Source organism: Streptomyces sp. NPDC001914, assembly GCF_042891215.1.
In the GTDB taxonomy this organism is placed as follows: domain Bacteria; phylum Actinomycetota; class Actinomycetes; order Streptomycetales; family Streptomycetaceae; genus Streptomyces.
This window is the reverse complement of record NZ_JBIASW010000009.1, coordinates 182,853-203,788: the sequence shown is the minus strand read 5'-3', so window position 1 is coordinate 203,788 and position 20,936 is coordinate 182,853. Positions and strand designations below refer to the sequence as shown.

At 70.4% G+C, this 20,936-nt stretch carries 17 protein-coding genes, 1 tRNA gene and 1 pseudogene; 4 read left to right on the top strand and 15 right to left on the bottom strand.

Annotation, left to right across the window (positions count from 1 at the left end):
• Positions 1-213 precede the first annotated feature (213 nt).
• The 5 genes and pseudogenes from ACFYYF_RS25600 to ACFYYF_RS25580 all read right to left on the bottom strand — a co-directional run bounded on the left by ACFYYF_RS25600 (position 214) and on the right by ACFYYF_RS25580 (position 3,732).
• Positions 214-720, bottom strand: coding sequence for a GNAT family N-acetyltransferase (locus tag ACFYYF_RS25600; RefSeq protein ID WP_388779577.1), 507 nt, complete (start codon positions 718-720; stop codon positions 214-216).
• Positions 721-800: 80 nt separating this feature from the next.
• Positions 801-873, bottom strand: a tRNA-His gene (locus ACFYYF_RS25595).
• A gap of 109 nt (positions 874-982) precedes the next feature.
• Positions 983-1,585, bottom strand: coding sequence for an oligoribonuclease (gene orn / locus ACFYYF_RS25590; protein ID WP_361683518.1), 603 nt, complete (start codon positions 1,583-1,585; stop codon positions 983-985).
• A 137-nt stretch (positions 1,586-1,722) separates the two neighbouring features.
• A pseudogene (locus tag ACFYYF_RS25585) lies at positions 1,723-2,962 on the bottom strand (helix-turn-helix domain-containing protein).
• Between the two features lie 374 nt (positions 2,963-3,336).
• Positions 3,337-3,732: a hypothetical protein gene (locus tag ACFYYF_RS25580; RefSeq protein WP_361683522.1), complete on the bottom strand. Its 396-nt coding sequence runs from the start codon at positions 3,730-3,732 to the stop codon at positions 3,337-3,339.
• A gap of 591 nt (positions 3,733-4,323) precedes the next feature.
• Between ACFYYF_RS25580 and ACFYYF_RS25575 the strand changes: the two genes are divergently transcribed.
• Positions 4,324-4,851 carry a universal stress protein gene (locus ACFYYF_RS25575; protein WP_037619095.1) on the top strand — a complete coding sequence of 176 codons (528 nt, stop codon included), beginning with the start codon at positions 4,324-4,326 and terminating at the stop codon, positions 4,849-4,851.
• Between the two features lie 166 nt (positions 4,852-5,017).
• A complete protein-coding gene (locus ACFYYF_RS25570) occupies positions 5,018-5,581 on the top strand; it encodes a GPR1/FUN34/YaaH family transporter (protein WP_388779573.1) in 564 nt (187 codons plus the stop codon).
• 154 nt (positions 5,582-5,735) lie between these two features.
• On the opposite strand, the gene glmS is transcribed toward ACFYYF_RS25570, so the two are convergent.
• Together glmS and ACFYYF_RS25560 are read right to left on the bottom strand one after the other, a co-directional pair.
• Positions 5,736-7,553: a glutamine--fructose-6-phosphate transaminase (isomerizing) gene (glmS, locus tag ACFYYF_RS25565; protein ID WP_361683526.1), complete on the bottom strand. Its 1,818-nt coding sequence runs from the start codon at positions 7,551-7,553 to the stop codon at positions 5,736-5,738.
• A 13-nt stretch (positions 7,554-7,566) separates the two neighbouring features.
• Entirely contained in the window at positions 7,567-7,824 is a 258-nt protein-coding gene (locus ACFYYF_RS25560; protein WP_351861678.1) for a hypothetical protein, read from the bottom strand.
• A gap of 164 nt (positions 7,825-7,988) precedes the next feature.
• On the opposite strand from ACFYYF_RS25560, the gene ACFYYF_RS25555 reads away from it, so the two are divergent.
• Positions 7,989-9,557: a fibronectin type III domain-containing protein gene (locus ACFYYF_RS25555; RefSeq protein ID WP_388779569.1), complete on the top strand. Its 1,569-nt coding sequence runs from the start codon at positions 7,989-7,991 to the stop codon at positions 9,555-9,557.
• A gap of 131 nt (positions 9,558-9,688) precedes the next feature.
• Here the strand turns inward: ACFYYF_RS25555 and ACFYYF_RS25550 are convergent, their stop codons facing one another.
• Entirely contained in the window at positions 9,689-10,570 is an 882-nt protein-coding gene (locus ACFYYF_RS25550) for a DUF4429 domain-containing protein (RefSeq protein ID WP_361683531.1), read from the bottom strand.
• Positions 10,571-10,707: 137 nt separating this feature from the next.
• Between ACFYYF_RS25550 and ACFYYF_RS25545 the strand changes: the two genes are divergently transcribed.
• The gene (locus tag ACFYYF_RS25545) at positions 10,708-12,291 is read left to right on the top strand and encodes a beta-N-acetylhexosaminidase (RefSeq protein WP_388779566.1); all 1,584 of its coding nucleotides are present in this window, start codon (positions 10,708-10,710) and stop codon (positions 12,289-12,291) included.
• A gap of 79 nt (positions 12,292-12,370) precedes the next feature.
• Here the strand turns inward: ACFYYF_RS25545 and ACFYYF_RS25540 are convergent, their stop codons facing one another.
• From ACFYYF_RS25540 to ACFYYF_RS25510, 7 genes are all read right to left on the bottom strand, one after another.
• Entirely contained in the window at positions 12,371-14,143 is a 1,773-nt protein-coding gene (locus tag ACFYYF_RS25540) for an IucA/IucC family protein (RefSeq protein ID WP_388779563.1), read from the bottom strand.
• Positions 14,140-14,685, bottom strand: coding sequence for a GNAT family N-acetyltransferase (locus ACFYYF_RS25535; protein ID WP_361683537.1), 546 nt, complete (start codon positions 14,683-14,685; stop codon positions 14,140-14,142). Before ACFYYF_RS25535 ends, ACFYYF_RS25540 begins: the two co-directional genes overlap by 4 nt.
• The gene (locus tag ACFYYF_RS25530) at positions 14,682-15,965 is read right to left on the bottom strand and encodes a lysine N(6)-hydroxylase/L-ornithine N(5)-oxygenase family protein (protein ID WP_388779561.1); all 1,284 of its coding nucleotides are present in this window, start codon (positions 15,963-15,965) and stop codon (positions 14,682-14,684) included. Before ACFYYF_RS25530 ends, ACFYYF_RS25535 begins: the two co-directional genes overlap by 4 nt.
• The gene (desA, locus tag ACFYYF_RS25525) at positions 15,949-17,391 is read right to left on the bottom strand and encodes a lysine decarboxylase DesA (RefSeq protein ID WP_361683541.1); all 1,443 of its coding nucleotides are present in this window, start codon (positions 17,389-17,391) and stop codon (positions 15,949-15,951) included. The genes ACFYYF_RS25530 and desA overlap by 17 nt, the downstream gene beginning before the upstream one ends.
• Positions 17,392-17,561: 170 nt before the next feature.
• Entirely contained in the window at positions 17,562-18,419 is an 858-nt protein-coding gene (locus tag ACFYYF_RS25520) for a siderophore-interacting protein (protein ID WP_388779558.1), read from the bottom strand.
• 40 nt (positions 18,420-18,459) lie between these two features.
• On the bottom strand, positions 18,460-19,509 hold the full coding sequence (locus ACFYYF_RS25515) for an ABC transporter substrate-binding protein (RefSeq protein ID WP_388779556.1): 1,050 nt from the start codon (positions 19,507-19,509) through the stop codon (positions 18,460-18,462).
• Between the two features lie 260 nt (positions 19,510-19,769).
• The gene (locus tag ACFYYF_RS25510; RefSeq protein WP_361683762.1) at positions 19,770-20,930 is read right to left on the bottom strand and encodes an acyl-CoA dehydrogenase family protein; all 1,161 of its coding nucleotides are present in this window, start codon (positions 20,928-20,930) and stop codon (positions 19,770-19,772) included.
• Positions 20,931-20,936: the final 6 nt, after the last annotated feature.

Genomic DNA, 20,936 nt, shown 5'->3' with positions numbered 1-20,936 from the left:
GTCCGGTTCGAGGTCCGGCGGGTCGTCGTCGGTTCCGGATCGGGACCCGGTGGGTCATGGGGTGGACTCTGCCCGGCACCCGGTGGGTCATGGGCGGGCTCTGCCCGGGCCCGGTGGGTCATGGGCGGGCTCTGCCCGGGCCCGGTGGGTCATGGGCGGGCTCTGCCCGGGGTTCGGTGGGTTGTCGCCGGACCCTGCCCGGGGTCTGGTGGGTCAGCGGTGGGCCGTCAGTTCCCAGCGGATCTCGCCGTCGTGGAGTTCGTCCGTCGGGGTGAGTCCCGCCGCGGCGGCGACGGCGGCGGACGCGTGGTGTCCGGGGTGGACATGGGCCACGACCGCGTGGACGGGGAACGTCCGGATCACGTGCTGGACCAGTGCCCTCGCAGCCTCCACCGCGTACCCCCGCCCCTGCCAGGGCGTGCCCACGACCCAGGCGACCTCCGCGGTCCCGTCCGAGACGGTCGCCTGGACCGTCCCCACCAGGCATCCCGCCTCCCGCTCCCGCAGCACCCAGTTGCACCACAGGGCGCCGGGATCCGGTGAGCCCGCGACGAGGCGTTCGTACCGGGCCCGCAGCGCCCGCGGGGAGTCCGGTTCCCCTCCGATGAACGTGTGCAGCGCCGGATCGGACAGCACCCCGGCCATCTCCTCGGCGTGCTCGGCCCGCAACGGCAGGAGATCGAGCCGGGCGGTGGCGAAGGACTGCGTGGGGTGGGGCACGAAGGGAGCGTACGGGCCGCGGGGCCCGGGAACGCAATCAGCCGGTGACCTTTTCACAAGGTCACCGGCTGATCGTTCAGGGTGAGTGACGGGACTTGAACCCGCGGCCACCTGGACCACAACCAGGTGCTCTACCAACTGAGCTACACCCACCATGTCCGGTCTTCGGGACTTCCCTGACCGGCCGAGAAAAAGTGTACAGGGTTCTGAGGGGTGCTCGCGCACACCTTTTTCCGGGGCCCGGCGGGGCCCCGTCAAAGGCCTATTCGACGGGCAGGACGTGCCTGGCCGCGATCGTGCGGGCGGTGTCCGAGTCGGGGCCGGGCTGCGGGACGAAGATCGCCTCGCGGTAGTAGCGGAGCTCGGCGATGGACTCGCGGATGTCGGCCAGCGCGCGGTGGTTGCCGTTCTTCTCCGGGCTGTTGAAGTACGCCCGGGGGTACCAGCGGCGGGCCAGCTCCTTGACGGAGGAGACGTCCACGATGCGGTAGTGGAGATAGCTCTCCAGCGCGCCCATGTCGCGCAGGAGGAAACCGCGGTCCGTCCCGACGGAGTTCCCGCAGAGCGGGGCCTTGCCCGGCTCCTTGACGTGCTCACGTACGTAGGAGAGGACCTGTGCCTCGGCGTCCGCCAGGGTCGTACCCCCGGCGAGCTCCTCCAGCAGTCCGGAGGCCGTGTGCATCTGGCGCACCACGTCCGGCATCGTCTCCAGGGCCGCGTCCGGCGGGCGGATCACGATGTCCACCCCTTCACCGAGCACGTTCAGCTCAGAGTCGGTGACCAGCGCGGCCACCTCGATGAGCGCGTCATCCGACAGCGAGAGTCCTGTCATCTCGCAGTCGATCCACACCATGCGATCGTTCATGTGTCTCACCCTACGGCCCGCTCCCTCCGGTTAACCCGCCCGTGCGGCCCGACGGGGCGGCGGATCGCGCCGGTCGGGCCTCATGCCGAAGGGGCCCGCACCCGAAGGTGAGGGCCCCGTGTCCTGCCGTCGCCGGACTACGGCGCGCTGCGCTGTCCCGGCAGGCTCGGCCTGCCGGCGGCGTACAGCTCCGCCCGCTCCCGCATCGCCTCCGCGGACAGCGCCGCCGCGGCTCCCAGGCCGTTCGCCGCCGTGCGGCGGGTCTGCATCGGGACCGGGCCCGAGTGCTCCTGGTGCAGGGACTGCGGCGGTCCGACCGGGCCCGTCGGGCCGTCCGGATCCGTGGACCGGTCGGCCTGCGGCCTGCGGGCGCGGTACGCCGCACGGTACGCGGCCGGCGACGAGCCGAGCTGGCGCCGGAAGTGACCGCGCAGCGCGACCGGCGACCGGAAGCCGCAGCGGCCCGCGACCTCGTCCACCGAGTAGTCGGACGTCTCCAGGAGACGCTGCGCCTGCAGCACGCGCTGAGTGATCAGCCACTGCAGGGGGAGCGCTTCCGGTGAGCGAGCGGAACCGGCGGTCGAAGGTGCGGCGGCTCATGTAGGCGCGAGCCGCCAGCGTCTCGACGTCGAACTGCTCGTGGAGATGCTCCAGCGCCCAGGCGACGACCTCCGCGAGGGGGTCGGCGCCGATCTCCTCCGGCAGTGACCGGTCGAGATAGCGCTCCTGGCCTCCGCTGCGCCGCGGCGGGACCACCAGGCGCCGGGCGAGCGCGCCGGCCGCCTCGTTGCCGTGGTCCGTCCGCACGATGTGCAGGCAGAGATCGATTCCGGCCGCCGTACCCGCGGAGGTCAGCACGTCGCCGTCGTCCACGAAGAGCTCTCGTGGGTCGACGTGCACCGACGGATAGCGCTTGGCCAGCGTCGGTGCGTACATCCAGTGGGTGGTCGCCGGACGGCCGTCCAGTAAACCGGCCGCGGCGAGCACGAAGGCACCGGTGCACAGCCCGACTATGCGGGCGCCTTCCTCATGGGCACGGCGCAGTGCGTCGAGTGCCTCCTCAGGTGGTGGCGAGGTGATCGACCGCCAGGCGGGCACGACGACCGTGCCGGCCCTGGAGATCGCTTCCAGGCCATGTGGTGCGGTGAGTTCCAGGCCCCCTGTGGTCCGCAGCGGGCCTTCCTCGCCGGCACACACCAAAAGGCGGTAGCGCGGCACGCCGGCGTCCTGGCGGTCAATCCCGAACACCGACAGCGGAATGGAACTCTCGAAAATGGGGCCGCCGCTGAACAGCAGCACCGCGACGATCTCCTTGCGGCGTCGCCCGGACAGTTTCCGGGCCGCGGTTTCCGGCGCGGCAGTGGAGTCGTGGCTCATCCTGCTAAGCCCCCCTCGGTGGTCGCGGCTCCTCGGTTGTGTCGCTCCTGCACGTTTCCCCTCGGTCCTGCACGAGTCCCCCGCCGTAAGACAAGATCGAATCTACTGTGTCCCGTGACGCCAAGGTGACCAGTTCACTACTCCGCAGAATGTCGACATGGCAACTTGGCGTGAAGCATTCGATCACGAAGCGTTGCACTCGTGGGCGCCGCAGGGAAGTGCGCCTCGTGGCAGTGGCCAATCCACGTAGGGTGCGCGCGCCCTCCGTACCCCTTTAGGTGCAGGTCGAACGGGGGTTGGGGGGTCGTTCGAGCAAGGGATGCGCCACTACCGGAAGTTGGCTGAAAAGAAGCGTAGGTGTACGCGCAAACCGGTCAGTCGACCGGCTTGCCTCCCCCACTGTGACGAGCGCCTCGGTGAACTCCCGTGCCGTTCCCGCCCCGTGGGCCGACCCGCGCCCCCGTTCCGCTCCCGCGCCCCGTGGCCCCCGCGCTCCCCGTGCCGCCCGGACCGGTCCTCCCGTGTCGTCCGTGCCGGTGCGGGGCACGCCGGCGCCCGTGCGGGCGCGCCGTGCTCCGCCGCTCCTCGGCCAGGATCGCCGCCCCCCGCTCGGACTGACGCAGCAGGATCACACAGACGCCCGTCACGGCCGCGAGCCCGAGAGCGGTACCGGCCGCTCCGGCCAGCGAGCTGCCGTACCAGAGCAGGACCGCCGGGACGAGGACGCAGGCGAAGGCCGCCCAGCGGACCACGTCGCTCACCGTGTCCACGGCGCCGGGTGCCGGGGCGCGCGAAGGGGAGCGTGTTCCCGATCGCGATCCCGGGCGTGATCCGGAAGGTGGCGCGGGGGCCGGGGAGGGGGCGGGGCGAGCCGCTGGGACGGGGGGCGCCTGGGGTGCGGAGGGGCGGGGGCTCCAGTCGGGTCCGGACACGTGCTGCTCCCTGGTGCTCCGGTGTTCTCCGTGCTTCACGCGGCGTTTGATCTCCGCCGCGTGCCCCCTCCGCGGCGGCTGCGACCGGTTCAACGCGTGTTCGACCCGCCGGTCACTGCCCGGCGGGTGGGGCGTGTGTCCGTACGGGGGCCGCCGGGCGCCGTACGGAGGCGGATCTCCCCGTTCGCGGGCGCCGGTGCAAATTCACGGGGTGCCCTGCGCAAACCGCCTGTACGGGGCAGCAACCATTGCGTTACGGGCACCCTCTCGTGCATGCTCCCTGGAATGCCGCGTAAGGCGCGCGGGATCTGGGCGGAGGAGGCTTGCCGCCGTACCCTTGGGGGTATGGGGTTGGGAAGATGTTTCCCAGACACAGCTCTGCCGTTCGTTGTCGTCCCCACAACTGAGGATCCAAACGCCGAGACACCCATGGCCGGTCACGAATTCTTCGATCCCGCGGACCGCAAGCGCCCGCTCGCCGATCCCACGGCGGCCGAGCCCCTGGCGGCGGAAGAACCCCGCCATTCCTGCGATCCCGCTTTCAAGCACGGCGTCGTCGTCGGTTTCGACGGTTCGACGTCCAGCGAGCGCGCCCTCGCCTACGCGATCGGGATGGCCCACCGCTCTGGTTCGGGCCTGATCATCGTCCATGTGGCCAACCGGCTGCCCACCACGGTGTGGGCGGGCTGCGAGCCGCCGGTCTTCGTCGACGTCCCCGACCACCGCACCGAGGTGCTGGGGCTCGAGCTCGCCTGCGCCGAGTACCTCTCCGAGGTGCCCTGGATCCTGGTCGAGCGCGGCGGCGACATCTGCCACGAACTCGAGGAAGTGGGCCGGGAGTACGAGGCGGACGCGATAGTCGTCGGATCCACGCACGGCATCGTCGGACGCATCTTCGGCTCGGTCGCCGGACGCCTCGCCAAGCGCGCCAAGCGCCCCGTCATCGTCATTCCCTGACGCCCCGTCCGCCCCACGAGCCCGTCTGGGCGCTCTCCGTGCGGTCAGTGAACCTACTGACGCGTAGAGGTGTTTGTGCCTTTGTGAAGGGCATATACGGGACGCCGGTCCTACGCGGCGACCGGTACGGCGCAGCACAACTGCACAGGCATGAAGGGAGCCCGCCGTGGACAACGACGTCTCTGCGGGAAACACCACCACGATCGTAGGAAGACTCGCGCTCGGCGTGACCCTGCTGGCCTTCGGCCTCGGGTACACCGACCTGATCGACGGAGTGACGGCGGCCGACGCCGTGTCACTGGCCCACTACGTAGGCGGCGTCGCGCTCTTCGTCGCCGGTCTGCTCGCTCTCCGCGACCGTGACACGGCGAACGGAACGGCCTTCACGGGAATCGGCGCCCTCTGGTTCACCTGGGCCGTCTCGGCCGGCGGCCAGGTCTCCGACAACGCGGCGGGGCTCTTCCTGCTGCTCTTCGCGCTCGTCGTGCTCTCACTCGCCCTCGCGGGCGGCGACACCCTCGGTCAGGGCGTCTACGGACTGTTCTTCGTCTCCCTGCTGCTGCTCGCCGTCGGCCGTTTCGCCGACAGCTCCGCCCTGGGCAAGGCCGGCGGCTGGTTCGCCGTCGCGGCCGGCGCCGTCGCCTGGTACGCGGCGACCGCGGCTCTCGCCCACTGGCCCACCGCTCTTCCGCGACGCGCCGCCGGCCGGGGGGTGACGGCCACCGGCTGACCTCGGCGCGGGCCGGGGTATTGGGCGGCTCCGGCCCTTGAAGAACGATCCCCGTGCGCGGGTGGTGCGCACGGGGATCGTCCATGTCCGGTCGCCGGAAGGGGACTTGCCCGGCGGGGGACGGGGGTGGCGGACCGCAGGGGCGGTCCGCCGACTACTCGACGGTGACCGACTTGGCCAGGTTGCGCGGCTTGTCGATGTCCCGGCCGAGCGCCAGCGCCGTGTGGTAGGCGAGGAGCTGGAGCGGGATGCCCATCAGGATCGGGTCGAGCTCGTCCTCGTTCTTCGGGACGACGATCGTCTGGTCGGCCTTCTCCTGGTGGCGGTGTGCGACGGCGAGGATCTGGCCGCTGCGGGCCTTGATCTCCTCCAGGGCGGCGCGGTTCTTCTCCAGCAGGTCGTCGTCGGGGACGATCGCGACCGTGGGGAGCGCCGGCTCGATGAGCGCCAGCGGACCGTGCTTGAGCTCGGAGGCCGGGTACGCCTCGGCGTGGATGTACGAGACCTCCTTGAGCTTCAGGGAGGCCTCACGGGCCACCGGGTAGCCCCGGACGCGGCCGATGAAGAGCATCGAGCGGGCCTCGGCGTACTGCTCGGCCAGCTTCTTGATCTCGTCCTCCTGCTCCAGGATCTCGGCGATCTGGGCGGGGAGCCTGCGCAGGCCCTCGATGATCCGCTTGCCGTCGCGGACCGAGAGGTCGCGGGTGCGGCCGAGGTGCAGGGCGAGCAGCGCGAAGGCGACGGTGGTGTTGGTGAAGCACTTCGTGGAGACGACGCAGACCTCGGGGCCGGCGTGCACGTACATGCCGCCGTCCGCCTCGCGGGCGATCGCCGAGCCGACGACGTTGACGACGCCGAGGACCCGGGCGCCCTTGCGCTTGAGCTCCTGCACGGCGGCGAGGACGTCGTACGTCTCACCGGACTGGGAGACCGCGATGTAGAGGGTGTCGGGGTCGACGACCGCGTTGCGGTAGCGGAACTCGGAGGCCGGCTCGGCGTCCGCGGGGATACGGGCCAGCTCCTCGATCATCTGGGCGCCGATCATGCCCGCGTGGTACGAGGTGCCGCAGCCGAGGATCTTCACGCGGCGCACGGCGCGCGCGTCGCGGGCGTCCAGGTTCAGGCCGCCGAGGTGCACGGTCGAGAACCGGTCGTCGATGCGGCCGCGCAGCACGCGGTCCACGGCCTCGACCTGCTCGTGGATCTCCTTGTGCATGTACGTGTCGTGGCCGCCCATGTCGTACGAGGCGGCCTCCCACTCGACGGTGGTCGGCTCGGAGGTCGTCCGGGTGCCCTCGGTGGTGTACGTCCGGAAGTCGTCGGCCTTGAGGGTGGCCATCTCGCCGTCGTCCAGCGTGACGATCTGGCGGGTGTGGGTGACCAGGGCGGCGATGTCCGAGGCGACGAACATCTCCTTCTCGCCGATGCCGAGCACGACGGGGGAGCCGTTGCGCGCCACCACGATGCGGTCGGGGAAGTCGGCGTGCATCACCGCGATGCCGTAGGTGCCCTCGATGACCCGCAGCGCCTCGCGGACCTTGTCCTCCAGCTTCTCCTGCTGGGAGCGGGCGACGAGGTGGGTGAGGACCTCGGTGTCGGTCTCGGAGAGGAACTCGATGCCATCGGCTTCGAGCTTCTTCCGCAGGTCGGAGGCGTTGTCGATGATGCCGTTGTGGACGACCGCGACCTTGTTGTCGGCGGACATGTGGGGGTGCGCGTTCACGTCGGAGGGGGCGCCGTGCGTGGCCCAGCGGGTGTGGGCGATGCCGGTGGTGCCGGCGAAGCGCTTGGGGACCTTCGCCTCCAGGTCGCGGACCCGGCCCTTCGCCTTGACCATCTTCAGGCCGGCCGACTTCGGGGAGGTGACGACTATGCCCGCCGAGTCGTAGCCGCGGTACTCCAGGCGCTGAAGGCCCTCCAGGAGCAGCGGCGCCACGTCACGCCTGCCGATGTATCCGACGATTCCGCACATATATACGTATTCCTCAGCCGTAGACAATGCGGCGCAGCTGCCTGAGGGTGAGCTCGGGCGGCGCGACCGCGCGGTACTTCAGGTCCGCCTCGATCCGTTCGAAGATCGACTCGTTCACCAGGCCCTGGGCCTGGAGTTCGCGGTGGCGGCGGCGGACGAACTCCTGGGCCGTCTCGTCGAAGTAGGCGAGAACGTCCTGGATCACCCGCAGCGCCTCGCCCCGGTTCAGGGGGGTCGACCGTGTCAAATGATCAACGAGTTCGTCGTGCACCCGTTGATCCTGGGGTACGGGAAGATGATGCGCAAGAATCCTGCCCGATATCGGGCAAGTGCTTGTTGAATCTCTCATGGTGTGCTGTTTGCAGGCTGTCCATCCGGCGTCCTGCGTCCCGTCGATTGCCCGGAGCAACTTCTGGAGCCATGGACACTCCACGCATGGGCGTACCCGAGCAGCTCGCCGAGAAGATGACCATGGCCGAGCAGCACGAGTACCTTCGCGCCAGGTTCTCCCGGCGCAACATGATCAGAGGCGGTGCCGTGACCATCGGCGCCGTCGCGGGCGGGGCCTTCGTGCCCGGCGCCGCACAGGCCGCCGTCCCGGCGCAGCGGACGGCCGCTCCGGCCGCCACGGACAAGGTCGACGGCGCGCTCGTCGCCCCCTTCGGCCGCCACCTCGCCTTCGGCAACGACCCGCGCACCGAGATGACCGTCTCCTGGCAGGTGCCGACGGCCGTCGGCAAGCCCTACATCCGCATCGGCGCCCACCCCTGGGACCTCTCGCGCAAGATCGAGGCCGAGGTGCGCACCCTCCACACCCCGGCCGGCGTGGGCGCGAGCGGCGACCACACCCAGTACTACCTGCATGCCAAGCTCACCCACCTGCGCCCCGGCAGGACCTACTACTACGGCGTCGGCCACGCGGGCTTCGACCCGGCCCAGCCCCACCTCCTCGGCACGCTCGGCACCTTCACCACCGCGCCCGACCGCGCCGAGCCCTTCACCTTCACCGCCTTCGGCGACGAGGGCGTCGGCTACCACGGCCTCGCCAACGACGCCCTGCTGCTCGCCCAGAACCCGGCCTTCCACCTGCACGCCGGCGACATCGCCTACGCCGACCCGGCGGGCCAGGGCAAGACCGCCGACACCGGCTTCGACTCGCGCATCTGGGACCAGTTCCTCGCCCAGACCGAGACGGTCGCCAAGCAGGTGCCGTGGATGCCGGCGTACGGCAACCACGACATGGAGGCCTGGTACTCGCCCAACGGCTACGGCGGCGAGGAGGCCCGCTGGACGCTTCCGGACAACGGACCCGACAAGGCCAACCTGCCGGGCGTCTACTCCTTCGTCCACGGCAACACGGCGATCATCTCGCTCGACGCCAACGACATCTCCTTCGAGATCCCGGCCAACCTCGGCATCTCCGGCGGCACCCAGACCACGTGGCTGGAGGCGCAGCTCAAGAAGTACCGCGCCTCGAAGGACATCGACTTCGTCGTGGTCTTCTTCCACCACTGCGCGTACTGCACCTCCACGGCGCACGCCTCGGAGGGGGGCGTGCGACAGGAGTGGGTGCCGCTGTTCGAGAAGTACACCGTCGACCTGGTGATCAACGGCCACAACCACCAGTACGAGCGCACGGACGTGATCAAGGGGAACGCGGTCACCAAGAAGCTGCCGATCGGCGGCACGGCGTACACCGAGACCGAAGGTGTCGTGTACGTGACGGCGGGCGCGGCCGGCCGCAGCCTGTACGCGTTCACCGCCCCCGAGTCCTACGAGGGCAAGGAGAACGAGGTCGAGTCGGTCGCCTCCTTCGTCAACCTCAAGGACGGCAGGCAGAACGAGACGGTCACCTGGTCGCGCGTGCGCTACCTCAACTACTCGTTCCTGCGCGTCGACGTCCAGCCGGCCCCGAAGGGACGCCTGGCCACCCTGAAGGTCCGTGGCATCGCCGAGACCGGCGCCGAGGTCGACCACTTCACGATCGCCCGCCGGGCCAAGTAGCCTCCGGGGCCGCGTGCCGGCGCGCACGGGACCCCGTCGGACCACCGGCACCAGGTACGCCCGGAAGGCGGGGCGTACCGCCTCCCTGACCGGCGGCCGGCCCCCGCGCGGCGGTCCTCGGGCGCCCGTTCCTACAGGCGCTTGAGGACCGCCTGCTTGGCCAGCGCGAACTCCTCGTCCGTCAGGACGCCCTCCCTGTGCAGCTCGCCCAGTTCGCGCAGCCTGCGCAGGAGGGCGTCGTGGTCGGCCCCGGGCTCCCCTCCCGCGGCCGCCTCCCCGTCGGGCTCCCCGGCCGGGCGGTCCTCCACGGCCGCCGCCGGATGCGGCAGCCGCACCTGCACGGCCGCCGCCACCAGCGCCATCAGCGGGTCCCGCTTGAAGCCCCACAGCTCAACGGAGTTGGGGTCGTACTTCGGCGGCGCCTTCGTGTCGCCGCCGCGCACGGTGAAGCGCAGACAGCCGTTCTCCAGTCCGGCCGCCGGCCGCCACTCGACGGCCGTTATGTCGGCGAGCGCGAGCGTCCGGGCGCCCGCCGCGGACTTCGCCTCCTCCGTCTTCCAGTTCCACTCCAGACGTACGCGCTCGCCGTCGAAGCTCGCCGTGCCGTCCCCGGCGGACGCGGACAGCGGCACCGCCGGGCCGGGCAGCAGATAGCCGTCGACCGCGGCGGTGGGCACCTGGTCGAGGAGCAGCGCGCCCCGCACCTCGTCCACGAAGTACTCGGCGACGCCGAGACGGTCGCCCTCCACCGCGAGCTGATACGGGTCGTTCGGCTCCGCGAGCTTGCCGCCCGTCGCCTGGAGCAGCGGGTCGGCGCCGTCGCGCAGCCGGAGCCTGAGCCGCCCGGCCTTCCTGCCCTGCTCCAGCGAGACACCCGCCAACGCGCCCAGCGGCACGGTGAGTTCACCCAGCGTCCGGCGCAGCAGGCTGACGTTCTTGTCCCGTCCCGGGGTCAGCCGCAGTGTGTCGCCGTCGAAGATCCACGTGCCGTCCCGCTGGATGATTTCCGCCATGGGGAGGATTGTTCCACCGCGACTGAGGCAGAGTGGTCTCGACCAATCAGAGGTATCGGCCACAACGAAGGGCACGGCGGGGAGAACGGCCGAGGACGGGCCGGGAGAGCCTTCGCCGGGCACCGAAGGGAGCGCATGTGAGACAGCACCACAGAACGCCCCGCCTTCTCGGTACGCTGCTGCTCGTGGCGGCGGCCGGCTTCTCGCTCACGGGCGCGGCGCCGCACGACGGGGCAGCCGCCCCGCCGGTCCGCGTCGTCCCGGCCCCCGCCTCCGTCGAGCCGGGCGGAGCCCCGTACCGCGTCACCGGTGAGACCCGCATCCGCGTCGACGACTCGCCCGCGGCCCGCGCGGTCGGCGAGTACCTCGCGGACATCCTGCGGCCCTCCACCGGATACCGGCTGCCGGTCGCCTCGCACGGAGCCGGAGGGATCCGGCTGCGGCTCGGCGGCAAGGGGCTCGGCGACGAGGGCTACCGCCTGGACAGCGGGGCCTCGGGCGTCACCGTCACGGCGGGCAGGCCCGCGGGCCTCTTCCACGGCGTGCAGACCCTGCGTCAGCTTCTGCCCGCCGCCGTCGAGAAGGACTCCGTCCAGCGCGGCCCCTGGCTGATCGCCGGCGGCACCATCAGGGACACCCCGCGCTACGCCTACCGCGGGGCCATGCTCGACGTCTCCCGGCACTTCTTCACCGTCGCCCAGGTCAAGCGCTACATCGACGAACTGGCCCTGTACAAGGTCAACAAGCTGCATCTGCACCTGAGCGACGACCAGGGCTGGCGCATCGCCGTCGACTCCTGGCCCCGGCTCGCGGCCCACGGCGGCTCCACCCAGGTCGGCGGCGGACAGGGCGGCTTCTACACCAAGGCGGACTACCGCGAGATCGTCCGGTACGCCTCCTCGCGCTATCTGGAGGTCGTCCCGGAGATCGACATGCCGGGACACACCAACGCCGCCCTCGCCTCGTACGCGCAGCTGAACTGCGACGGGATCGCGCCGGACCTCTACACCGGCACCGAGGTCGGCTTCAGCTCGCTGTGCGTGGGCAAGCCGGTGACGTACGGATTCGTGGACGACGTGATCCGGGAGCTGGCCGCGCTCACCCCCGGCGGGTACCTCCACATCGGCGGCGACGAGGCGCACTCCACCAGCCACGCCGACTACGTGACCTTCATGGACAAGGTCCAGCCGATCGTCGCGAAGTACGGCAAGAAGGTGATGGGCTGGCACCAGCTCACCGGGGCCGCCCCGGCCAAGGGCGCCCTCGCGCAGTACTGGGGGCTCGACGACACCGCTGCCGAGGAGAAGGCGCAGGTCGCCGCGGCAGCGCGGAACGGGACCGGGCTCGTGCTGTCGCCCGCGGACCGGCTCTACCTCGACATGAAGTACACCGCCGACACCCCGCTCGGGCAGGACTGGGCCGGTCTGGTCGAGGTGCGGCGCGCCTACGACTGGGACCCCGGGAGCTATCTGCCCGGCGTGCCCGCCTCGGCCGTCAAGGGCGTCGAGGCACCGCTGTGGACGGAGACGATCGTGAACTCCGCCGACATCGACGTCATGGCCTTCCCGAGGCTGCCCGGGGCCGCCGAACTCGGCTGGTCCCCCGCCGCCACGCACGACTGGGACACCTACAAGGTGCGCCTAGCCGCCCAGGCGCCCCGCTGGGACGCCCTCGGCATCGGGTACTACCACTCGCCCCAGGTCCCCTGGCCGGCGAGGTAGGGGACATAACGACGGGCGCCCCGGAGGACCGTCTCCGGGGCGCCCGCCCGTCTTCGGAGCCCCGCACGGGGCCCGCCGCTCAGAACCCGGCGATCGGGTTCTTCAAGGTGCCGATCAGCTGCAGCGCGCTCGACGGGTCCGCCAGATCGACCATCTGCCGGTTGTCGCGGAGCTGGAGCCGGTTGAGGCAGGACAGCGCGAACTCGGGCGCGAACAGGTCGTACTGCCGGAACTTGTCCTCCAGTTCGGGCGTTGCCTCCTGGTACGCGCGCACCGACTCGGCGACCGTCCGCCAGAAGTCCTCCTCGGAGAGGACTCCCTCCTCCGCGAGCTGGGCGGCCAGGAAGCGGAAGAAGCAGTCGAAGACGTCGGTGAAGATCGACAGCAGCTTCGTGTCCTCGGGGACGTCGACGCGGATCCGTTCGACCGCGGGCGGCAGCACCGCCTGCGGGTCCATGACCACGATCTCCTCGGCGATGTCCTTGTAGACCGCCCGCCGCACCGCCCCGTCCTGAAGGACGAGGATGACGTTCTCGCCGTGCGGCATGTAGACCAGGTCGTAGGCGTAGAAGCTGTGCAGCAGCGGGGTGAGGTAGGCGCGCAGATAGCCGCGCAGCCACTCCACCGGCGTCAGCCCCGACCGCTCGATCAGCGCGGCCGCGAACGAGGCGCCCTCGTGGTCGACATGGACGAGGGACGCCATCGTCGCCAGGGACTCGCCCTCACCCAGCGAGGGGACCGGGCTCTCGCGCCACAGCGCGGCCAGCATCTTGCGGTACGGGGAGTACCGGTCGGTCGCCGCCTCGTACTCCAGGTGCCGGTAGCCGACGGCCGCCCGCTCACGGATGACCGACAGGCCGGTGGACTTCAGCACCGGGTCGCTCTCGACGAGCTGGACCAGCCAGTCGTTGATGGCCGGGGTCGCCTCCATGTAGGCGGCGGACAGACCCCGCATGAAGCCCATGTTCAGGACGCTGAGCGCCGTCTTCACGTAGTGCTTGTGCGGGCTGCTGGTGTTGAAGAACGTCCGGATGGACTGCTGGGCCAGGTACTCGTCGTCGCCCTCGCCGAGCGGGACCAGACGCCGCTGGGCGACCTCGGCCGCGAACGTCACGGACAGCTTGTTCCACCACTGCCAGGGGTGGACGGGTATGAGGAGGTAGTCCTCGGGGTCGAGCCCCTGCCCGCGCAGGATCCCGTCGAACCGCTCGACCGTCTCCGCGCCCAGCTCGCCCTGCACGAAGGACTCGTACTCGATGCCGACGCCCGCCGTGAAGGCGGCCCGCGAGCGGTGCGCCGCCAGCCACAGCAGCCGCACCGGGTGAGCGGTCTCGGGAGCGTAGGCGAGGTAGTCGTGCACGCCGAAGCCCAGCCGCCCGTTGTTGGCGACGAAGCAGGGGTGTCCCTCGGTCATGCCGGTCTCGATGGCCTGGAACCCGGCGCCGGCCAGCTCGCGGACCGTGACCGGCGGCTTGGTGAGCTTGTAGCAGGTGCCCGCGAGGGTGGAGGAGATCTCCTCCAGGTAGACCGGCAGGATCTCGTCGCTCAGGCCGAGCGACGTCTTCAGCTCGATGAAGAACTCCAGCGCCGACAGCGGGAGTTCCTCGCCGTCGCGGTGCCGCGTGATGGACTCGGCGGCCACCTGCCAGTGGTCGAGCATGCGCCGGGCCGCGGTGAACCGGTAGCGCGTGAGCCCGTCGTCGCCGAGGACCTCGTAGCGGCCGTCCGGCAGGCTCCGCGGGGTGATCAGCCGCTCGTGGGCGAACTCGGCGAGCGCCTTGCGCAGGAGGAGGCGGTTGGCTTCGGCCCAGCGCTCGGGGGAGAGGTGGGCGGCACTCGTGACGGCGCTCACGCGGCCACCGCCTTCGCGAACTGCTCCCGGGTGCAGAAGCTCAGCAGCGCCTTCTTCTCCGGCTTCTGGATCTCCCGGGCCGGCACGAAGCCGACGGCCTCGTTGAGCGCGTGCACGGCCGTGTTGGCAACGTCGGGCTCGACGACGACGCGTTCGGTCGCGGGGTCGGCGAACAGGTGCTCCATCACCGAGGTGATCACGGCCCGGGTGAAGCCGTGCACGGGGGTGTCGCTCGGGGCGACCAGGAAGTGCATGCCGACATCGCCCGGCCGCGGCTCGTACAGGCCGACGAGTTCGACGTACCGGGGGTCGTAGCGCTCCATCAGGAAGACGGGCTCGCCGTCCAGGAGACCGAGGAACGCGTCGTGGTGGTCACTGGCCGCGATGGCCATGTACTCGCGCTCCACGTCGTGCAGCTTCGCCTCCTGCATCATCCAGAAGGCTGCCTTGGGATGGGTCACCCACCGGTGCAGCACCGGCGCGTCCTCGACGGGGTCGAGGGGCCGGACGGTGAAGGTGCCGATGGCGGTGGCGGTGGTCATACGGAGAACTCCTGGAACGCGATGGCCTTTTCGACCGGGTAGTACTCGGTGCCGAGCAGCTCGCGGATGATGGACGCGTTGCGGTACGGGCCCATGCCGAGGTCCGGCGAGGTGATCGAGTGGGTGTGGACGCCGGCGTTCTGCAGGAAGATCCCGCCGCCCGTGACGTCGATGGCGTAGTTGCGGGCCACGTCGAAGTTGCCCTGGCCGTCGTAGCGGAGCCGGTCGCGGACCGGCGCGAGGAACGCGGGCTCGGCGTAGCGGTATCCGGTGGCCAGCACCAGGCCCGTCGAGCTCAGCTCGTAGTCCTTGCCCTGCTCCTGCTGGCGCAGGCCCAGGGTGTACGTGCCCGTGCCCTGCTCGTGGCGCGCGCTCTCCAGCGAGGAGTTGGTCAGCAGCCGGGCGGGGACGGGGCCGCCGAGGTTCTTCTGGTAGAGCAGGTCGAAGATCGCGTCGATCAGCTCGCCGTCGATGCCCTTGAACAGGCCCTTCTGCTCCGACTGGAGGCGGTAGCGGGTCGCCTCGGGCAGCGCGTGGAAGTAGTCGATGTACTCCGGGGAGGTCATCTCCAGCGTCAGCTTGGTGTATTCGAGGGGGAAGAAGCGCGGCGAGCGGGTCACCCAGTTCAGCCGGTAGCCGTGGACGTCGATCTCGCTCAGCAGGTCGTAGAAGATCTCGGCGGCGGACTGGCCGCTGCCGACCAGCGTGATCGAGTCCTTGGCCTGGAGCTCCCGCTTGTTCTGCATGTAGCGGGAGTTGTGGATGAAGTCGCCGCCGAGGTCCGCGCAGGACTCCGGGACGTGCGGCGAGGTGCCGGTGCCGAGGACCAGGTGCCGGGCGCGGAACAGCTCGCCGGCCTCGGTGCGCACGGTGTACACCTCGTCCTCGTACGTCACCTCCGCGACCGTCGTCCCGAAGCGGACGCTGCTCAGCCTGGACGCGGCCCAGCGGCAGTAGTCGTCGTACTCGACCCGCAGCGGGTAGAAGTTCTCGCGGATGTAGAACGAGTAGAGCCGGCCCGATTCCTTCAGGTAGTTGAGGAAGGAGTACGGGGAGGTCGGGTCGGCGAGGGTGACCAGGTCCGACATGAACGGGGTCTGAAGGTGCGCGCCCTCCAGGAACATGCCCGAGTGCCACTCGAAGTGGGGCTTCGACTCCAGGAAGACACCGCTGAGTTCGGCGATCGGCTCGGTCAGGCACGCGAGGCCGAGGTTGAAGGGCCCGAGCCCGATTCCCACGAAGTCGTAGGTGGTGTCCGTGGGTTCAGCAAGCGCGGTCAAGGGACTCTCCCAGGTACTGCTCGGCGTGGCCGGCGATCAGGTCGAGGACGGCGGTGATGTCGGCCTCGGTGGTCTCGGGGTTGAGCAAGGTGAACTTCAGGTAGTGGCGTCCGCCGACCTTGGTGCCCGCGACGACGGCGTCACCGGAGGCGAACAGGGCCTTGCGGGCGTACAGGTTGGCGCGGTCGATCTCGGCCGGGTCGGTGACGGCGGCCGGGATGTACCGGAAGACGAGGGTGGACAGCGAGGGCCGTACGACGACGTCGAAGCGCGGGTCGGCGGCGAGCAGCTTCCAGCCCTCGGCGGCCAGGTCGCAGACCTCGTCGAAGAGCTCGCCGATGCCGTCGGCGCCCATGACGCGCAGTGTCATCCACAGCTTGAGCGCGTCGAAGCGGCGGGTGGTCTGGAGGGACTTGTCGACCTGGTTGGGGATGCGCTCGGCGACCATGCGGCGCGGGTTGAGGTACTCCGCGTGGTAGGTGGCGTGGCGCAGGGTCGCGGCGTCGCGGACCAGCAGGGCGGAGGAACTCACCGGCTGGAAGAAGGACTTGTGGTAGTCGACGGTGACGGAGTCGGCCCGCTCGATGCCGTCGATGCGGTCCCGGTTCTTCAGCGAGGTGAGCAGTCCGCAGCCGTAGGCCGCGTCCACGTGCATCCAGGTGCCGAACTGGGAGCACAGTTCGGCGATCTCGGGCAGCGGGTCGATGGAACCGAAGTCGGTGGTGCCCGCGGTGGCGACGACGGCCATGGGCACGAGGCCGTCCTGCCGGCAGCGCTCCAGCTCGTGGGCGAGGGCGACGGTCTGCAGGCGCTTGTCGTGGTCGACGGGGATCGAGACGACGGACTCGGGGGCGAGGCCGAGGAGTTTGGCCGACTTCTTGACGCTGAAGTGGCTGACCTCGGAGGCGAAGATCCGCAGATCGGCGAGGCTCTCCGCCTTGGCCTCCTCGCGGGCCAGGAGCAGGGCCTGGAGGTTGGACTGGCTGCCGCCGCTGGTGAACACGCCGTCGGCGGCCGGGCCGAGACCGATGCGCTCGTTCGTCCAGTCGACGAGCCTGCGCTCGATGAGGGTGCCGCCGGCCGACTGGTCCCAGGTGTCCAGCGAGGAGTTGACGGCGGACAGGACGGCCTCGCCGAGCACGGCCGGGATGACGACCGGGCAGTTGAGGTGGGCGAGGTAGCGCGGGTGGTGGAAGTAGACCGCGTCCCGGAGGTAGACCTCTTCCAGCTCGTCGAGGACGGCCGTCGTGTCGTGCAGGGGCTTGTCGAGGTCGATCCCCTCGATGCGGGGGGCGAGTTCGTCGACCGTGACACCCGTGAACGGGCGGTCGGTGGCGGCGAGTTTGGCGGCCACCCGCTCGACCCCTTCGGTCACGGAACGGCGGTACCGGTCCGCGGTGGTGTCGTTGAGCAGGTGCGAGCGCATGTGGGGGTCCTCCGTGCGGGGGAGAGAGTCCGAGCGGGACACGGGAAAGGGCGAGGTCGCGACGTTCGACTTAGGTTAGCCTAACCTAAGTCGATCACGCTCCTCACCCTTTCCCGTCCTTCGTGACGTACGCCTCTTTCCGGAGCGCCAGACCGTGAGGGGGATCGGAACTACTCGCCCAGCTCCCGCAGTTGTTCCTCGGTCAGGCCCTGCCGCCAGTACCCGACGAAGGTGACCCGGCGGCGGTCGATGCCGCGCTCGCCCACGAGATGGCGGCGCAGTTGCCGTACGCACCCGGACTCGCCCGCGATCCAGGCGTAGGGGGCCTCGGCGGGCGGGAGCCGCGCGCCGCGCAGGGCGTCGAGCGCCAGGGGCGGCTTCCCGGCCGTGTGGTCGTCCCGGACCAGCCAGGTGATCTCGGCGTCTGCCGGGGTGGCCAGGTCCTGGATGTCACCGGCGTGCGCGACCTCCAGCCAGGCCCGCACCCGCAGGCCCGCCGGGAGCGATTCGAGGATGGCGGAGACCGCGGGAAGGGCCGTCTCGTCGCCCCACAGGACCACGAGGTCGGCGTCCGCGGGCGGCCGGAAGCGGATCGCCCGGTTGTCCGCCACGGCGGGGCCGAGCAGGATCACCCGGTCGCCCGCCCGGGCCCCGGACGCCCAGCGCGAGGCGGGCCCGGCGGGGACGCGGGCGCCCGGCTCCAGGCCGTGCAGTGCGAAATCGATGTCGATCTCGTCGGGGTCCCGGCGCAGCGCCCGCAGGGTGTACGAACGCATCACCGCCCGTACGTCGTCGGGCAGTTCGCGCCAGGCCTGCCACCAATCGTCGCCGAGCTCGACGGGGACGGCGGGCTCCGTCTGGCCGGGGTGCGGCAGGAACAGGGACAGGGACTGGTCGCGTCCGTGCGAGTGGAACGCGCGCAGCTCGGGCCCCGCGAAGGTCACCCGGACCAGAGACGGGCCGAGCCGCCTCGTCCGTACGACCCTGAGGGCGAAGAAACGGAACGGGGCGGCCACGGCCGTCGTCATGAGTGCTCCTGAGGTGATGTCAGGCGGGCGCGGAGGCGGGTCAGGCGACCTTCTTCGCGTTCTCGATGGCCTCGGCGAGGTTGTCGAGGATCGGAGTGCACTTGTCGTACGACAGGATCGCCTCGGGCGTCCGGGCGATGACCTGGCCGGCCTTGACGGCGGGCAGCTTCTTCCAGGTGGCCTCGGTGATGTCGGCGGGCTGGATGGTCGCGCTGCGGTCGTCCATGATGATGATGTCGGCCGGGTACTTGTCGACGTTCTCCCAGCTCAGGTTCTCGAACCAGCCGCCGCTGGCCTTGAGGGCCTTGGCGGAGGGTTCGACGATGTTCACGCCGAGCGCCTTGAAGTACTCCAGGTCGATGGAGAGGTTGGAGCCGGAGACGTAGAAGATGTCCTGGCTCGCGGAACCGGCCAGCACCTTGATCTCCGGGCGGGCCTTGGCGGCCTTGCGCAGCCGCTCGGCGGCCGCCTCGAACTTCTTCTTCGCCTCGACGATCTTCGCGGACTTCACGTCGGCGCCCAGGGACTGGGCCAGCGCGTACATGCGCTCCAGGGACTGCGGCATCTGGCGGTCGTAGACGGAGATGCCGACGCTCGGCGCGAGCTTGAGGATCTTGTCCTTGGACTCCTCGGGGACGTACCAGAGGGTGCCCGCGCTGTCGAACATCGTGGAGATCAGCACGTCGGGAGCCAGGCCCGCGTACTTCTCGATGTTGAACTGGCCCCACTCGTTGCCGAGGACCGTCAGCTTGCTGACGTCCATGTCGCCGGCCTGGACGTCGGCCTTGCCGTCCTTGGTCGTCGTCGGGCCGAACACGCCCTTGACCTCGACGCCGTAGTCGAACAGGGCGGCGGCGACACCGGTGAAGGCGACGATGTTCGCCGGGGTCTTGTCCAGCTTCACGGTCGTGCCGCGGTCGTCCTTGAACGTCCAGGGGCTGGCCTTCGCCGCGGCCTTGCCCGTGTCCGAGCCGCTCTTTTTCGAGGCGTCGTCGTCACCGCAGGCGGCGAGGACGGCGCCGAGGCCGAGGACGCCGCCCGCGGCGAGGATGCCGCGGCGGGAGAGCTGAGTGGCACGGGCGTTGGACATGAATGTGGCTGCTTTCGACATGGGGCGGAGAAGATCCACCGGGTCAGTTCGAAGGTAGGTTAGCCTAACCTCAGCTCTTGTCCAGGGGGCGGGGCGTCATGATCGAGTCCGCGATCCACCCGAACGGCCCGGCCGCCGACATCGGGTTTCTCAACTCCCTTGCACCACAGGGCGGTTGACCCTTCGTCCTGTCCGACGCGCCGCGGCCACCGGCGGGCGGGTGCCCGTCGGTGGCCGCGGTGTGCCGGTCGTGCGGGGACTCAGCCCGTGAGCCCCAGTTCCCGGGCGATCAGCATCCGCTGGACCTCGCTCGTGCCCTCGCCGATCTCCAGGATCTTGGAGTCGCGCCACATCCGGGCGACCGGGTACTCGTTCATGAAGCCGTAGCCGCCGTGGACCTGGGTGGCGTCACGGGCGTTGTCGACGGCGACCGTGGAGGAGTACAGCTTGGCGACCGCCGCCTCCTTCTTGAAGGGCTCGCCCGCGACGAGACGGGACGCGGCGTCGCGCCAGCCCACCCGGGCCATGTGCGCCTTCATCTCCATGTCGGCGATCTTGAACTGGATCGCCTGGTTCGCCCCGATCGGGCGCCCGAACGCGTGCCGCTCCTTGGCGTACTTGACGGACTCGTCGACACAGCCCTGGGCGAGACCCGTGGCCAGCGCCGCGATGGCGATGCGGCCCTCGTCCAGGATGCGCAGGAACTGGGCGTAGCCGCGGCCCTCCTCGCCGAGCAGGTTGGCGGCCGGGACGCGCACGTCCGAGAAGGACAGCTCACGGGTGTCGGAGGCGTTCCAGCCGACCTTCGAGTACGGGGCGGCGACCGTGAAGCCGGGGGTACCGGAGGGGACGATGATCGCGGAGATCAGCGGCTTGCCGTCGGGCTTGCGGCCGGTGACCGCGGTGACCGTCACCAGGCCCGTGATGTCCGTGCCCGAGTTGGTGATGAAGCACTTGCTGCCGTTGATGACCCACTCGTTCGTCTCGGGGTCGAGCCGGGCCGTCGTGCGGGTCGCGCCCGCGTCCGAGCCGCCGTCCGGCTCGGTCAGGCCGAAGGCGCCCAGGATCTCGCCGGAGCACAGCCGCGGCAGCCACTCCCGCTTCTGCTCCTCGGTGCCGAAGAGGTGGACGGGCATGGCGCCCAGCGAGACGCCCGCCTCCAGGGTGATGGCCACGGACGAGTCGACGCGGGCCAGTTCCTCCAGGGCGATGCCGAGGGCGAGGTAGTCGCCGCCCATGCCGCCGTACTCCTCGGGGAACGGCAGCCCGAACAGGCCCATGCGGCCCATCTCCCGCACGATCTCGTACGGGAACTCGTGCCGCTCGTAGAAGTCGCCGATCTTCGGCGCCACGACGTCGTGCGCGAACTCCTCCACCGTGCGGCGGAGTTCCTCGAGCTCGGGGGAGAGACGGTGGTCCAGGGACAT